Consider the following 15715-nt stretch of genomic DNA (forward strand, 5'->3'; position numbering starts at 1 on the left):
CCCCACGTGTCCCTGCAATAACACCAGATACCTAGCCAATTGACTACCCCCACTTGGGTTACCCATTGATGCTAAACATATCTCGAACATGCGTTCTATATGTTCGAAAAAATGAGTCCGGGGCGTTCGATAACTTGTGAGCCATGAACACAGCAGACGAGTTTCCCATTCATCGCCGCCTAGCTCTTCCCCCACTATCCGCTACCTACCGTGCAGAATGTTTCGAAGACCTCGACCTCATCCGCACAATCCTCTGCCACCCCACCATCGCCCGTAGGCATTCGCCCGGCGCGCTAGATCACACCTTCTCGCTTCCCGACGGGCCTGTGGTCACCGTCCGCGCATCACGGATAGCGCTTCCTCGCGCACTGGTCTCTCAGCTTGCCGACGTGCACGCGGAATACTTCATCCTGAAGGATGAGCCCATGTTCATGTACTCCGTTTCCGTCAAGGTGGAATCCTCATCGGAGGTAGTCCTCCGCGGAATTGGCGGTTCGAATCGGACGCGGGAAGAAAACCGCCGACGTACTCGGGCTGTGGCTGAGGCTCTCCATCGTGCGCAGGACTGCAGCAAGATACACGAAAACGGCACTGACCTCGCACTCCCCGGGCGCCGTTATAGCTGGATTGGCACCAGGGACGCGCGGCCACTGCCGTGTCCTAACGAACTCTTTTCTTCTAGCCCATCAGCGGCTTAGCACTGGTCACAGCACTGCCGCAGTACGGCTACTCGCTGTCGTCGCCTTCTTCGTCGTCCTCGTCGTCCTCGTCGTCATAGTCGCCATCGTCGTAGAGGTCATCATCGTCCTCGTCGTCATCATCCTCGTCCAAGGAGGCAACGTGATCAGAGTAGATGTACTCCGCATACCCGTCATCGACGGGTGCCAGCTGATCTTCCCATTCCTCTGCGCGGTCTACCACGAGCGCAAGGACATCCATCAACTTGTCAAAGTCCTTGAAGGTGCCCAGCGTCAGAACCTCATTGCGCAAGGTTTGGATGTCAGAGTAGAGGTCAGCGAACATCTTGCGACGGTCATCATCGGTGAGAACCGTTTCAGTGTCCGAGTCCCAGAACTCCGCGATGGCCTGGTCGACGATGTCGTCCAAGTTTGCGTCCTGGGAGATGAAGCGGACGTGTGCGCTGGGCTCGTTGTTGTGGGCAGTTACCAAAACCTGAATCAACGAGGAGGTACCAACTTCGGAGGTGACCAGGGTTGCCTCTTCGGGGTCCTGTTCAAACTCCAGGTCAGCAATGCGGTCATCATCGCCATCGAGCAGAGTGCGCAGCAGGCCAACAACCTGGTCAGTAGCTACATGGTGGGCGACTGCCGCGACGGCGTCTTCGACGGAGAATACAGCGGAGACCAGAACAGCTTCGAACTCGTCGTCCTCATCATCCACATCGGCAGCGGCTACGTAAACTTCGGCAGCCGGGATGTCCTCATCAATGGTGACGAACTGAACCTCCAGGTCAGAGGTAATGGGGACGAAGAGGGTGTCATCGTTGACACGGCTTTCAATGCCCTCGCGGTCCAGTGCCGCAGCAATCTGCTCGAAAAAGCTCATGGGTGGAATCCTCCCTTGAAAGATAATTGGCCTCTACCCGCAGCCAATCGTAGCGACAAACGCGCAATCATGGGGTGGCTCATGCCCCCGGCAATTGCTGCGAAAGATCACGCCGGCAGCGTGCGTGCTGCTGCAAAGCCGCCAACGCGGTCGGTTGAGGAGCAGGCCGCCAGCTGTCGATTCTCGAAAACAGAGCGCTCAGTAGCGTGCCCAGAGTTGATGGCGTTCCTCACGAGAACGTTTTGGACAGGAGACACACAGATCGGCATCTGGGCTGTGATAAATCATGCAGCAAGTAGCTCTCTCCAGGTGAGTAACTACATCGAAGTCCGGTTCTTCTCCCGATTCAGCAGCGGCTTCATCCCAGGGGCGCACCTCGCCTCCGCAGGAATCCATGAAACGAGGAAGAGGGACCCGATGTACTCGCTGTATTCCCTCAACGACATGTTTGCCAATAAGCGCTCCGCGCCAGGGCTCCATCAGCTCATTACCGGCGGATATTGCGGCGTTAGCTACGGAGTCGGCAGCCACGGCCCAAAGAGGGGCAGGTTTGATTTCCCCGACTTCTCCAACAACCTGAGCCAACGGCTCCAAGAAATGAGCCAGTGCTTCGCCGGAATCCTTCAGCTCATCCGCATCCTCAGCGGAAATGCTTTCAAACTGTTGAGCTTGGAAACCAACCCAATAGTCATCTCGAAGAAATGTGAGCCAAGAAGACCACTGCCACACTGGAACTCGATCGGACACCAACACGCATGCCAGCGATGGCCCTACCAATGCTCCGCACATGGACCACCACCACAACTGGGCCTGGAAACGGGTATCCACCTCAACCTCGGGCATGGGAAACAGCTTTCTCCCAGCCTCAATTCCGGCGGCTACAGCTTCGGTAGAAAGGTGCCACTCCGCAGCGCCGTCGTGAGGCGTGACATCTGCGGAAAACCGAGGAAAGTCCGCCAAAAGCTGGGAGTACTCGGGAGGCAATGCGGCACCCCGCGTGACATCGTTCACCAGTCTCATCCTTCTATCGACTGTGTTAATCGCCGTACACCTGTCTATTTTTCCACCGACTACGGAATTTCCCCACAGCTCAGTAGTGTTTATATGGGCATATGGCTCTCAACGGACCCGTTTAGGAGGTCTACTACTTTGTTCCAAAAGACGAAGAAGGATTCAACTCGCACAGTAACTGATGCGGTGAACTCAACCCCCGAAGCGATCGAACGTGATGCCGGAAAACTGGGAACCCTTCTTATCCAAACCCTGGATAAGACCATGAGCTGGCAGTCGTCTGCCATCACCGGGTACGTCAGTTCCCTACACAAGCGCAAAAAAGATGAAACTCCGGCGCAGGTACAGGAACGTATTGATTCCCACTACCTCAACCTGGTCACTGGCACCGGTGGTGCCGCCGGCGGCAGTGCGGTTCTTCCCGGCGTCGGCATGATCACGGGCTTGGCTGCGGTTACCGGTGAATCACTGCTGTTCCTGGAAGCATCAGCCTGGTACACACTGGCCTCAGCAACCCTGCGCAATATTGACATCACCAATCCGCAACGCCGTCGCACGCTGATTCTTGCGGCCATGAGTGGTTCTGAGGGGACAGCTATTATGGCCTCTCTGCTTGGCGAGGAATCGCTGCGGAAGCAGACCAAAACTTCCGTGAATTCTCTACTGCCACGGCTTGGTGTTCCGCAGCTGGGTGCAGCAAACCGCCTGCTGATTCGCGAGGCACGCAAGCGCTTGATGAAGAACGCTCGTCTGGCCATCATCGGTAAGATTTTGCCATTTGGAATTGGCGCCGTGGTTGGGGCCTCCGCAAATCGCAAGCTCGGTGGCATTCTTATCAGCTCCACTCGCGCATCTCTGGGCCCACTTCCCCAGGATTGGTCGGACTTTGAGCGAAAGCTACCGGCTAAATCCAACACCTCTGAGGACTCGAAGAAGGACTCAAAGTCATCTAGGTTCTCTATTCCCTCGGCGCTGAAGTGGCCGAAGAAAAAGAAGAATAAGTAGTTCCTCTTACCCGATTACCCTTCAGCGACTTACCCTTCAGCGACGTTTTTCAATGGAAGAGCGGTACCCACCATGGCCCAGAGCAAACCCCTCAGAACCTCTCCCATGAAGTTCTTGTGGAAACAGTCTCTTCACAGGCCACTACCGCTCTATGGCGTCGTTGTCGCAGCGCTAATCGTTGTCGGGCTGGAGTCCGTACTTCCGCTTCTCACTAGAGATGCCATTGATGTGGCAACGGGCTCTTCCGATGGCGGTGTCCCCGCGCGCCTACTGCCTTCCCTAACTCCCCTGCAGGCAGTCATTTCCGTCTTTCTGGCCATCGCGTTAGTACGCTTCGTCGCCCAGGTGGGGCGCAGATTCTTCTCCGGCAAACTCTCCATTGATGTTCAGCACGACCTGCGACTAAAGATCCTTCGCTCCCTACAAAACCTCGATGGTCCAGCACAAGACCGAGTCAACACCGGCCAGGTTGTATCGCGGTCAATTTCCGACCTCCAGGCAGTGTCCGGACTACTGGCGATGTTGCCGTTGACACTGGGATCCGTCGTCAAGCTGTTCATCACAATCGGCATCATGCTCGCCCTCTCGCTGCCCCTGACACTGGTCGGCCTCGCCGTGGTGCCAGCGATTGTCTACATTGCAGTGAATTCTCGTGACAAACTCCATGCCGCAACCTGGGCTGCCCAACAGCAAGCAGGCGAGATCGCCGGACAAGTCGAGGAAACCGTTTCCGGCATCCGCGTTGTTAAGGCGTTTGCGCAGGGTGACAACGAAGTTGCGAAGATGGAGCGTAACTCGTCGCTCCTCTATTCCCTACGCCTGCGAGCGGCAAAACTCAGCGCTCGATTCCAACCGGCGCTACAGTCGTTGCCGCAACTGTCCCTCGTCGGAAATATCGCGGTCGGTGGCTGGCTCGCGATTAACGGACACATCACCCTAGGCACGTTCGTAGCTTTTGCCACGTATCTCACCAGCCTGACTGCCCTGTCGCGTCTGGTCTCCAACATGGTCATCTCGATACAGCTGACGTCGGCAAGCATCGACCGCATTTCCGATGTCATCGACGCCCGACCAGACAACCCCGAACCCACCGACGCGCTTCCTCTCCCCGACGGCCCTGTTGGCATCACCTTCAACCACGTCACTCACAGCCGTGGCGGACGCACGCTTATCGACGATGTCTCATTCTCCGTCGCGCCAGGGGCGACCTTAGCGTTGATTGGCCCACCGGGGTCCGGAAAGACTATCGCCACGGAGTTACTCGGCCGTCACTATCTGCCGGATTCGGGAACTATCACTATCGATGCGCCCAGCCACGGCACATCCACAGATACCGCGCGCATTCTCTCCAGCGACGTATATGACGCTATTACTGTCGTTCCGGACACTCCTTATCTATTTGCGGGCACATTGCGTGAGAACATCGCATTCGCCAATCCCGCGGCGTCCCAGGAAGAGATTGTCGCCGCAGCGACCACCGCCCAGGTCAACTTCGTCGACGACCTGCCTCAGGGGTGGGACACAGCCATCGGCGAGCGCGGGCATAATCTCTCCGGCGGACAAGCTCAACGCGTCGCGTTAGCACGGGCATTCCTCGCCCGTCCTCGAGTTTTGGTTCTCGACGACGCGACCTCAGCAATCGATGCTGCAACAGAGTTGGAAATCTTCAACGCGCTAACCTCGCAGCTGGCGGATACGACTATCGTCATCGTGGCGCATCGATCTTCTACTCTCGAGCAGGCGGACCACATCGCCATTTTCGAAGACGGTGCCATCACTGGCATTGGTACCAAGGCCGAACTGATTTCTTCTCATCCGCGCTTCACCGAGCTGATGGACATCGACCAGAGCGCCTACCCCGAAATCGAAAACCTTGTTCTCGACCCCATCGACAGTGAAGACCCCAGCCCTGAGGAACTCTGGCCCGACGAAACCGCTCCAACCGCCGACGACTCCACATCAGACACCTCTTCCCGCCGTCTCGGAGGTGCCACTTCTCAAATGAGCCGCGGGGTTGGCCGAGCCGGAGGCGGTCCAGGTGGACCTGGTGGTCCAGGTGGCCGCGGCGGTGGTCGTGGTGGCATGGGGGCGGCTCTCGCCAATGCTCCTGCGACGCCTGAGCTTCTCGAGCGCGTGCGAAACCTCCCACCCGCTACCGAAAAACCGCGTGTGCCCGCTGCGGCACTCGACAACTCCGAGCTTTTTTCTCTGCGCCGGCTGCTCTCCTATGTCCGTGGCCTATTTATAAGTGTCATTGCGCTGCTCGCCCTCATTGCCGTCGCCGATCTGGCGTTCCCCATGCTCGTGCGCTACGCCATTGACCACGGCATCAGTGAGCACAATGAGGCCGTGCTGTGGGCCTGCGCCGCAGGTGGCTTGGCGACGGTCCTCATCAGTTGGCTTGCCGTAGCCACAAATGCTGTTATTACTGCGCGCACTGGTGAGCGGCTGCTCTATGCCCTGCGTGTGCGCTGCTACCGTCACCTGCAGTCGCTTGGCATTAACTACTTCGAGGCCAATCGCTCGGGCGCCATCATGACGAGGATGACAACCGACATCGATGCGCTCTCCTCTTTCCTGCAAACGGGACTGGCAGAAGGGGCAATCGCCGCGTTTACTCTGCTCGGTGTCACAGCACTGTTGCTTGCCACACAGGTGTCACTCGCCGCGGTGGCGTTGGCATCGCTTCCCATCATTGTGGTGGCCACCCTGGTATTCCGCCGAATCTCCTCGCGCCTATACAAGTCTGCACGCGAGCAGCTCTCCTTGGTCAACGCTAATTTTCAGGAGACCATTGGTGGGCTTCGCGAGATTCAGATGTACCACCGCGTCGCCGATATCGAATCTTCCTTTGCCGAGGAATCCAACAAGTACCGCGCAATCCGTCAGCGAGCGCAGCTGGCTGTGGCTCTATTCTTCCCCGGCATCAACTTCGTCTCTGAGTTGGCAACGGCCGCGGTATTGGCTGTCGGTGCCCAACAGGTTGCCTCGGGAACTACGACGCCCGGCGTACTCGTCGCCTTCACGCTGTACCTGGGAATGCTCTTTGGCCCGATTCAGCAGCTGTCCCATGTTTTCGACGGCTACCAGCAGGCGAAGGTCGGCCTCAATCGCATTGATGACCTCCTACAGACCGCCCCCATGCCAGATCACGGCACTACTGACGGCGCGTCCCGCGCAGCTGCTGGCGACTTGCGCTTAGACAAGGTGACTTTCTCCTACCCCGCCGCCAACTCTGAGCACGAACGCCCGCAGGTTCTCGATGCTCTCGATTTACAGATTCCTGCCGGAGAAACAGTCGCAATTGTCGGATCCACCGGCGCCGGAAAATCGACAATCATTAAGTTGTTTGCCCGTTTCTACGACCCAGTTGGCGGCGTGGTGCGAGCCTCCGAAACTGACATCCGCGACTTCCCTCTTAACGATTGGCGACGAACCCTCGGCTATGTCCCCCAAGAATCACACCTGTTTTCGGGGACAGTAGCAACAAATATTTCCTACGGTCGGCCAGACAGCAGTCATGCTGAAATTCAGCAGGCCGCGAAAAACGTCGGTGCCCTCAGCACCATTGCCAGCCTGCCCGGTGGCTTCCACCACCCCGTCGGCCCAGATGGCCGAGGGCTCTCCTCCGGACAGCGTCAGCTCATCGCACTCGCTCGTGCCGAAATGATGCGTCCTGAACTGCTGCTTCTCGACGAAGCCACCGCGACACTCGACCCTGCAACAGAGTCGGCAATCCTTGAAGCCACTGACCGTGCGTCGCGTCAACGCTCGGCAATTATTGTGGCCCACCGCCTGGCTACAGCGGCTCGGGCCAACCGGATTTTGGTACTTGACCACGGGCGTATTGTCGAAGACGGCTCCCATGATGAGCTTCTAGCGGCGGGTGGCCAATACGCAGAGCTCTGGAGCAAGTACCATATGGGGAGCGCGACGGTGTAGTAATTCAGAATTTTCGTTATCCTTGAATGACACTTTGACGCTTGCGCTAATTAGAATAAACGTGAGTTAGTAAAACTAAGACGAAAAGAGGCGAGTACCTGCCGTGAGCAGCGACATGAGCTTCGGCCAGAACGAATGGCTGGTCGACGAGATGTACCAGCAATTCCAGAAGGATCCACAGTCTGTGGGTCAGGAATGGCGCGAATTCTTCGCAACCCACACCCCGTCCCAAAAGGGCGAGGACCTTTCCAATATGGCAAAGCCAGCAGCAGCCACGAAGGAGGAAGCTAAGGCAACCGGACGTCGTGAATCCAAGGGAGTCGAACCCACTAAGACCCCGAACAAGCCGGCGTCCCCGAAGCCAAAGAAGTCCCCAATGGATGCAGCAGCCAAGGTTTCGGCTGTTGAATCCGGCGAGGAGCCTCTGAAGGGCGTCGCACGGGCTATCGCTAAGAACATGGATGTCTCCCTGGAGATGCCGACCGCTACGTCGGTTCGCGATATGCCGGCACGTCTGATGTTTGAAAACCGCACCCTGGTTAACAATCATCTGGCACGCGCCCGCGGCGGCAAGATCTCCTTCACCCACATCATTGGTTACGCCATGGTGAAGGCTGTCATGCTCCACCCGGACATGAACAACAACTACAAGGTGGTTGACGGCAAGCCAGTTCTGGTTACCCCGGAGCACATTAACCTCGGCCTGGCCATTGATATGCCAGCTAAGGACGGCTCTCGTTCGCTCGTAGTTGCTGCTATCCGCGAGTGTGAAACCCTGACCTTCAAGCAGTTCGTCGACGCCTACGAGGACATCGTCGTTCGTGCTCGCCACGGCAAGCTGACCGGTAAGGACTTCCAGGGCGTCACCATTTCCCTGACCAACCCGGGCGGTATCGGTACTCGCCACTCCGTCCCGCGCCTTACCAAGGGGCAGGGCGCGATTATCGGTGTCGGCTCCATGGATTACCCGGCTGAGTTCGCCGGTGCTTCCGCGGACCGTCTGGCAGAGATGGGCATCGGCAAGCTGGTGACCATCACCTCTACTTACGATCACCGCATCATCCAGGGTGCAGAGTCCGGTGAGTTCCTGCGCACGATGAGCAATCTGCTTGTCGACGACAAGTTCTGGGACCACATCTTCCAGACCATGCATGTTCCTTACACCCCAATCCGTTGGGCGCAGGATCTGCCGAACACGGGTATTGACAAGAACACCCGCGTCATGCGTCTGATTGAGGCCTACCGTTCCCGCGGTCACTTGCTGGCTGACATTGACCCGCTGCGTTCTGACCAGCCAAATACTTCTGCTCCGAACCACGCTGACCTCGATATTGAGGAACACGGTCTGACCCTGTGGGATCTGGACCGTACCTTCAACGTCGGTGGTTTCGGCGGCAAGGAGACGATGACGCTGCGCGAGGTTCTCTCTCGCCTTCGCAACGCATACTGCCTCAAGGTCGGTTCCGAGTACGCTCACATCCTCGACCGCGAAGAGCGCGAGTGGCTGGAAGAGCGCATTGAGGGCGGCCAGCCAAAGCCGTCCCACGCTGAGCAGAAGTACATCCTGCAGAAGCTAAACGCCGCAGAGGCATTCGAGAACTTCCTGCAGACCAAGTACGTCGGTCAGAAGCGCTTCTCCCTTGAGGGCGCAGAGTCGCTGATTCCGCTGATGGACTCCGCCATCGACACCGCTGCTGGTGCTGGTCTGGATGAGGTCGTCATCGGTATGCCACACCGCGGTCGACTGAATGTGCTCGCAAACATCGTCGGCAAGCCACTGCGCCAGATCTTCACCGAGTTCGAAGGCAACATCGACCCGGCACAGGTCGGCGGTTCTGGTGACGTCAAGTACCACCTGGGTACTACTGGCCGTCACATCCAGATGTTCGGCGAGGGCGAGATTGACGTCACCCTGACTGCGAACCCGTCCCACCTCGAGGCCGTCAACCCGGTCGTTGAGGGTCTTGCTCGTGCACGCCAGGACAAGATCAACAAGGGCGAAGAGGGCTACTCCGTCATGCCGCTGCTGCTGCACGGTGACGCATCCTTCGCCGGCCTGGGCATTGTCCAGGAGACCCTGAACCTCATGTCCCTGCGTGGTTACAAGGTCGGCGGTACCGTCCACATCGTGGTGAACAACCAGATCGGCTTCACCACTTCGCCGGACTCCGGTCGCTCCTCCTACTACGCAACCGACATCGCCAAGGCATACGGCTGCCCGGTCTTCCACGTCAACGGTGACGACCCGGAGGCTGTCGTCTGGGTCGGCCAGCTGGCTGTTGAGTACCGTAACCGCTACGGCAAGGACGTCTTCATCGACCTGGTTTGCTACCGCAAGCGCGGCCACAACGAGGCCGATGACCCGTCCATGACTCAGCCGCTGATGTACAAGGTCATCGACGAAAAGGAAAGCGTCCGCGCTCAGTACACCGAGGACCTGATTGGTCGCGGTGACATTTCCGAGGAAGAGTACGAGGCAGTTCGCCGAGACTTCCACGACCAGATGGAAGCTGTCTTCAACGAGGTCCGCGCAGCACAGGACGCAAAGCCGGGCGAACAGTCCGGTATTGCAGGCTCTCAGCCGCTGCCGCATGGTCTGAAGACCGGCATCGAGAAGGCTGAAATCGTCGAGATTGGTCAGTCTTACGTCAACCTCCCTGAGGGCTTCAAGATTCACCCGCGTGTTGCGCCGGTCGCTAAGAAGCGCGCGGAGATGACTCAGGAAGGTGGCATCGACTGGGGTATGGCCGAGCTGCTGGCAATCGGCTCCTTCACCGGTGCTGGCATCGACGTCCGCTTCGCAGGTGAGGATGTCCGCCGCGGTACCTTTACCTCTCGCCACGCAGTTCTGATTGACTCCGAGGACGGTTCGGAATACAACCCGATCGACGCCTACGGTAAGTCCAAGAACGGTGGTCGCTTCATGATTTACAACTCGGCTCTGACCGAGTACGCAGGCATGGGCTTCGAGTACGGCTACACCCTGGGTAACCCGGACGCAGCAGTGTTCTGGGAAGCACAGTTCGGTGACTTCGCCAACGGCGCTCAGACCACCATTGACCAGTACGTTTCCTCCGGCGAGGCCAAGTGGGGTCAGACCTCCAAGCTGATTCTGCTGCTACCGCACGGCTACGAGGGCATGGGCCCGGACCACTCTTCGGCACGTATCGAGCGCTTCCTGCAGCTCGCAGCCGAGGGCTCCTACACCGTTGCTCAGCCGTCCGAGCCGGCTAACTACTTCCACCTGCTGCGTCGCCACGTCCTGTCCGACCTGCACCGTCCGCTGGTTGTGTTCTCGCCGAAGTCGATGCTGCGCAACAAGATGGCAGCGTCTGCTGTCGAGGACTTCACCAACCCGAACAAGTTCCGCTCGGTCATCGATGACCCGAACTTCGAGTCCAAGGACAAGTCCGGCATCAAGACCCTGCTGCTCTGCTCCGGCAAGATCTACTGGGAGCTGGAGAAGAAGCGTAAGAAGGACAAGCGCGACGATCTTGCAATCGCTCGCCTGGAGATGCTGCACCCGCTGCCGCACAACCGCCTCCGCGACATCTTCGAGTCCTACCCGGATCTTGAGGAAGTCCGCTGGGTTCAGGATGAGCCGGCTAACCAGGGTCCGTGGCCGTTCCTGGCACTGAACCTCCCAGAGGTTCTGCCGGATATGCCGAAGCTGACCCGCGTTTCCCGCCGTGCACAGTCCTCCACCGCAACTGGTGTGGCTAAGGTCCACCAGATTGAGGAGAAGGCTCTGCTGGAAGAGGCTCTCAAGTAGGTCTCATTGACTGGTCTTCGCCAGTTGGCGTGTAAACGCTAAGGGGCTCCACCCGAACGGTTGGAGCCCCTTTCTTGTTGCTTGGGCGATCGTTGCCAGGCATCAAGGGCGAATAGTCAAAAAGCGTGTCCGGTCGGCGTGCCACCGGGTCGGCACCATTTACTACTTAGTCCTCAATGCGAGTTACTGACTACGTTTATGACAAAAATGTCCCGAAAAATGGCATGAAAGTGTCATAAACTCGCACAGTTTCACATTTGCAGCCCGCATTCATGGGTTAATCAACAAACTTGGCGGCAGCCAACAGCAGATACACGTCCGATACCGCCACAACTAGCCCCCGCCACCCCGACTACGCCTTATCCAGCCACTCCTGAGCGACCAACTCAGGGCTGGCGCCACCAGCCACAGCCCGGGTCATCAGCTTTAAGTCCTCAGTGCTCAGCGAACCCGCAATTTCATTGAGCACGCGGACTCGATCATCTCGGTCCAGCGCTGGCTTGACGTAGAAAGGCACAAGCCATTGCGGCAAGTCAGCCCCAGCATTGTCAGCTGACACATCTGCGCAGCCCTGTGCCATGCCCGCGTCGGTGGCCATTACTTCGCCCGGCAGCGACCGCGAAAATGCGTCGTACACGCGGTCGCGCCACTCTCCGCTGAACTGCTTGTCCGGGGTGGAGTCGTCGGCGTATTCCTCCGCCAGTGAAGCCGCCGACGCAGGGTCGCTCAGGCCGAGTAGCTCACCTGTGCATCCGAAGGAGACCAGGACCGCTTCATTGCGTACGGCCCGCAACCGGTCGTCAGCATTGCGAATGCCAACGACCTCCGCTTGCCGACCTATCCTCTCAAAGCTCTGCGCATACACGTACGCAAGAGCTGCTTGCTCAGGGTTGCGTAGGTCTGCCCCGACAGTCACTACCGCCTCCTGCTCGGGAGGAACGGGCATCTGCGGATCCAAATCAGAACATGCGGCAAGACCGAACCCCGCCACCCCAGTGACCAACGCCAGGGCGGTAAAAGTGCACGCAGTAGCCGTGGAGCTACCCTTGCACCCCATTGAGCGGATGCGAAAGTGGAACCCGGCGTTCGCACGTCTAAAATCAATCATCGACACCAGCGTAACCTACGAACGGATTGTGAGGTCACCCAGAATGGGCGAAGAGAAAAGCCGCAACATCAGCGCTTCGGCGAAGGCTCGCAATCCGCGAACTAGCTCGGCCGGTCAAAGCCAAAAACCGTCGGCCACAGCAAAACCCGGTAAAACCGCTCGGGCGACGAATGCGGCTAAATCCGCAGCGAAGTCGGCTGTCTCGAAGGTGACGCGCACCAACGGCTCGTCGTCAAGCACAGGAACAGGACAGTCGAGGGCGGTGCGCGATGCCCTGCGCGATTGCGGCGTCTACATCGGCGGCAAGCGGTTGCCCGGCACCTACGACCACTTCTCCGGGCTGTCCGAGGTACGGAATTTTGGTGAGGGCTTCACGTGGCTGTCGTTGTCGCGCCCCAACGCGACACAGATGGATGCCATCGCTGAGCTTTACGGGCTGGATGAGCTGACGGTGGAGGACGCACTGACTAACCGCCAGCGTCCCAAGATTGAGATCCACGATGATCACGTAGTTTTTGTTATTCGCTCGATTCACTACTCCCCGGAAGGTCTCGCGGATGACGAAAATGAGATCATTCGCTCTGGCCAGCTGATGATTGTCATCGGCCCGGAGTACGTCATCACCATTCGCATGGGCATGCCGAGCTCGGATATGCAGCGCATTAGCGCACGCGTGGAGAACACCACCGACGCCATCGACTACGGCCCCGCGGGCGTGCTGTGGGCGCTGACGGACAACCTCGTCGACGCGTACCTGCGCATCGCGATGCAGCTGGAAGATCGCGTGGAGATCATGGAAGACGAAGTCTTCGAGCCGAACTTGGATTCGGATATTGAGGACATTTACATCCTCAAACGAGAGATCCTGGAGATGCGCCACGCGATCGATCCGCTGACACCGGCGCTGCGCTCCCTGATGAATCTGCGGGAAGACATCATGCCTAAGGACGTCAGCCGTTATCTTTCCGATGTTCTCGACCACCAGCTCGCCGCCGCGGACCTCGTCTCCGGACTCGACGAACGACTCTCCGCCCTCATCGACGCCGCCGCCGTGAAAATCCAGCTGCAGCAGAACCAGGATATGCGTACCATCTCGGCGTACGCGGCTATTCTCGCCGTCCCGACCGCCCTGGCCGGCATCTACGGCATGAACTTTGACCACATGCCCGAGCTGCACTGGGAGTACGGCTACTTCATCGTCCTGGCCATCATGTTTGCCATCGTGGCGTTTTTGGTGTGGGTCCTGCGCCGCAACAAGTGGCTGTAGACACTGCTTCTGGCAGGCATCGCTTTACGACGGATACAGCAACCTACCCGCGGTTCCCACCGAGAGCCCGCTGCGCCAGCAGGTCACGGGCCCGCTCGGCATTGCGGGGATTGCACAGGACATCGTAGCGACGAGCAACAATCTCCGTAGTGCTAGAGAAATCCCGCTTGCCGTTTTGCATTGCGTACGGAACTGCGGCCAGCACAATGCCGAAGATGGCGCCCATGCCGAGGCCAACAATCAGCGGACTGGCCCAATCCTCTTGGAAAAGGCCCAGAATCAGGCCAAAGAACAGGCCCATCCACAGGCCGTACAGCGCGCCGCCACCGAGCACCTTCGGCCAAGTCAGCCTGCCGACCACGCGCTCCACCTGCATCAGGTCAACACCGACGATGGTGAGGTCGGAAACCGGGAACTCATCGCGATCACTGAGCGAATCCACCGCCGCCTGCGCGTCGGAGTAGTTGGTGAAACTGCCCACCGGCCACCCCTCGGGCACCTGGCGCTGAGGCAACCGGGACTTCATGCTCTGTTCCCGGCCGCTCCCCCAACCGCTGCCCGCTTCCCCATTTGCCATCGGTACTCTCACCGTTCCCTTGCAGTTGTTGTCACAGTAAAAGGTGACTCAGTTGCTAAAAATATTGCTAAAACTATCGCTATAAAGCGTTCTATCAAGGACAACGTCAGACGGTTGGCAATTGTTCCACCGCCTGGTCCGCCGCCCGTTCCACCGCCACCGCGCTTGCCGGAGGGGTGGTCGCTGTGACCGTCGTGAAGCGGCAAACTACTGATTTTGTCAGTAGTTCTTTGTCTTGCGGGGTCTCACGATAAGATTCACTACATAATGTCTACGATTACTGAAGCTGAAGTTCGCACCGCCCTGGCGCAGGTCGAAGATCCTGAGGTACGTCGCCCGATTACCGAGATTGGCATGGTCAAGTCCATCTCGGTGGCGGACAACAATGACGTGGCCGTGGAGATTTACCTCACCATTGCCGGTTGCCCCATGAAAAACACCATCATCGAGCGCACCGAAGAGGCGCTGAACGGTATCGAGGGCGTTGGCAACGTCACCGTCACCACCGATGTGATGAATGACGAGCAGCGCCGCGAGTTCCGCAACGCCGTCCGCGGCACCGCCTCCGAGCCGGTGATCCCATTCGCCCAGCCGGACTCCCGCACCCGCGTGTTCGCCGTCGCCTCCGGTAAGGGTGGCGTCGGTAAGTCCTCCGTGACCGTGAACCTCGCCGCCGCGCTGGCCGCGAAGGGCCTGTCTGTCGGTGTCCTCGATGCCGACGTCTACGGACACTCCATTCCGCACATGATGGGCTCCGAGGAAAAGCCACACCAGGTCGACGACATGATCATGCCTCCGCAGGCGCACGGCGTGTCACTGATTTCTATCGGACACTTCGTCGACGACAACGCACCGGTTGTCTGGCGTGGGCCAATGCTGCACCGCGCTATCCAGCAGTTCCTCGCGGACGTGTTCTGGGGCGACCTGGACGTCCTGCTTTTCGACCTGCCCCCGGGAACCGGCGACATCGCCATCTCCGTGGCGCAGCTCGTGCCGAACGCTGAGCTGCTGATTGTTACTACCCCGCAGATGGCCGCCGCCGAGGTCGCAGAGCGCGCCGGCACCATTTCGCTGCAGACCCGCCAGCGCATCGCCGGTGTCATCGAGAACATGAGCTGGATGGAGATGCCGGACGGCTCCAAGATGGAGGTCTTCGGCGCAGGTGGCGGCGAGACCGTTGCCCGTCGTCTTACCCAGATCACCGGCGGAAAGGTCGAGCTGCTCGGCCAGGTGCCGCTGGACACAGAGCTACGCGAAGGCGGCGACAAGGGCACCCCGATTGTCCTGTCCAAGCCGGATTCGGGCGCGGGCGAGGCCCTGAACGCTATCGCTGACAAGCTGGTTGTTCGTCGCGAGTCGCTCGCAGGCAAGTCGCTCGGCTTGGGCGTAACTCCGAAGTAGGCCTTCGCTTTACGACGATCACAGCGACGCCCCCTCCCCGGTATTTTCGGTGCCGGGAAGGGGGCG

The 15715-nt window shown here is 58.9% G+C and carries 10 protein-coding genes; 6 read left to right on the plus strand and 4 right to left on the minus strand.

Annotated features, from left to right (window positions below):
* Window positions 1-143 precede the first annotated feature (143 nt).
* Window positions 144-698 carry a hypothetical protein gene (locus tag CRD13_RS02495; protein ID WP_187401221.1) on the plus strand — a complete coding sequence of 185 codons (555 nt, stop codon included), beginning with the start codon at window positions 144-146 and terminating at the stop codon, window positions 696-698.
* A gap of 28 nt (window positions 699-726) precedes the next feature.
* Here CRD13_RS02495 and CRD13_RS02500 read toward each other — a convergent pair whose 3' ends face one another.
* Both CRD13_RS02500 and CRD13_RS02505 read right to left on the minus strand, forming a co-directional pair.
* Complete coding sequence (locus CRD13_RS02500; RefSeq protein ID WP_187401222.1) at window positions 727-1566, minus strand: hypothetical protein; 840 nt, start codon at window positions 1564-1566, stop codon at window positions 727-729.
* A gap of 198 nt (window positions 1567-1764) precedes the next feature.
* Window positions 1765-2577: a (2Fe-2S)-binding protein gene (locus CRD13_RS02505; protein ID WP_187401223.1), complete on the minus strand. Its 813-nt coding sequence runs from the start codon at window positions 2575-2577 to the stop codon at window positions 1765-1767.
* Window positions 2578-2715: 138 nt separating this feature from the next.
* Between CRD13_RS02505 and CRD13_RS02510 the strand changes: the two genes are divergently transcribed.
* From CRD13_RS02510 to CRD13_RS02520, 3 genes are all read left to right on the plus strand, one after another.
* Complete coding sequence (locus CRD13_RS02510; RefSeq protein ID WP_070858431.1) at window positions 2716-3582, plus strand: hypothetical protein; 867 nt, start codon at window positions 2716-2718, stop codon at window positions 3580-3582.
* Between the two features lie 105 nt (window positions 3583-3687).
* Window positions 3688-7524, plus strand: coding sequence for an ABC transporter ATP-binding protein (locus tag CRD13_RS02515; RefSeq protein WP_187401224.1), 3837 nt, complete (start codon window positions 3688-3690; stop codon window positions 7522-7524).
* Between the two features lie 103 nt (window positions 7525-7627).
* A complete protein-coding gene (locus CRD13_RS02520; RefSeq protein WP_070858429.1) occupies window positions 7628-11296 on the plus strand; it encodes a multifunctional oxoglutarate decarboxylase/oxoglutarate dehydrogenase thiamine pyrophosphate-binding subunit/dihydrolipoyllysine-residue succinyltransferase subunit in 3669 nt (1222 codons plus the stop codon).
* 352 nt (window positions 11297-11648) lie between these two features.
* Here CRD13_RS02520 and CRD13_RS02525 read toward each other — a convergent pair whose 3' ends face one another.
* The gene (locus tag CRD13_RS02525) at window positions 11649-12404 is read right to left on the minus strand and encodes a hypothetical protein (RefSeq protein ID WP_187401225.1); all 756 of its coding nucleotides are present in this window, start codon (window positions 12402-12404) and stop codon (window positions 11649-11651) included.
* 43 nt (window positions 12405-12447) lie between these two features.
* Here CRD13_RS02525 and CRD13_RS02530 point away from each other — a divergent pair, with 43 nt between their 5' ends.
* On the plus strand, window positions 12448-13671 hold the full coding sequence (locus CRD13_RS02530; protein WP_187401226.1) for a magnesium and cobalt transport protein CorA: 1224 nt from the start codon (window positions 12448-12450) through the stop codon (window positions 13669-13671).
* Between the two features lie 43 nt (window positions 13672-13714).
* Here the strand turns inward: CRD13_RS02530 and CRD13_RS02535 are convergent, their stop codons facing one another.
* A complete protein-coding gene (locus tag CRD13_RS02535) occupies window positions 13715-14197 on the minus strand; it encodes a general stress protein (RefSeq protein WP_255467756.1) in 483 nt (160 codons plus the stop codon).
* A 318-nt stretch (window positions 14198-14515) separates the two neighbouring features.
* On the opposite strand from CRD13_RS02535, the gene CRD13_RS02540 reads away from it, so the two are divergent.
* Window positions 14516-15649 (plus strand): Mrp/NBP35 family ATP-binding protein, encoded by a 1134-nt coding sequence (locus CRD13_RS02540; protein ID WP_049193006.1) that lies wholly within the window; start codon window positions 14516-14518, stop codon window positions 15647-15649.
* Window positions 15650-15715 lie beyond the last annotated feature (66 nt).

The sequence above is a fragment of the Corynebacterium sp. LK26 genome, from assembly GCF_014335085.1.
In the GTDB taxonomy this organism is placed as follows: Bacteria; Actinomycetota; Actinomycetes; order Mycobacteriales; family Mycobacteriaceae; genus Corynebacterium; species Corynebacterium jeikeium_D.

Coding starts and splice junctions, on each gene's coding strand:
- CRD13_RS02535 (WP_255467756.1), bottom strand. CDS start 14,197: ATGAAGTCCCGGTTGCCTCAGCGCCAGGTGCCCGAGGGGTGGCCGGTG.
- CRD13_RS02500 (WP_187401222.1), bottom strand. CDS start 1,566: ATGAGCTTTTTCGAGCAGATTGCTGCGGCACTGGACCGCGAGGGCATT.
- CRD13_RS02495 (WP_187401221.1), top strand. CDS start 144: ATGAACACAGCAGACGAGTTTCCCATTCATCGCCGCCTAGCTCTTCCC.
- CRD13_RS02525 (WP_187401225.1), bottom strand. CDS start 12,404: ATGATTGATTTTAGACGTGCGAACGCCGGGTTCCACTTTCGCATCCGC.
- CRD13_RS02515 (WP_187401224.1), top strand. CDS start 3,688: ATGAAGTTCTTGTGGAAACAGTCTCTTCACAGGCCACTACCGCTCTAT.
- CRD13_RS02540 (WP_049193006.1), top strand. CDS start 14,516: ATGTCTACGATTACTGAAGCTGAAGTTCGCACCGCCCTGGCGCAGGTC.
- CRD13_RS02530 (WP_187401226.1), top strand. CDS start 12,448: ATGGGCGAAGAGAAAAGCCGCAACATCAGCGCTTCGGCGAAGGCTCGC.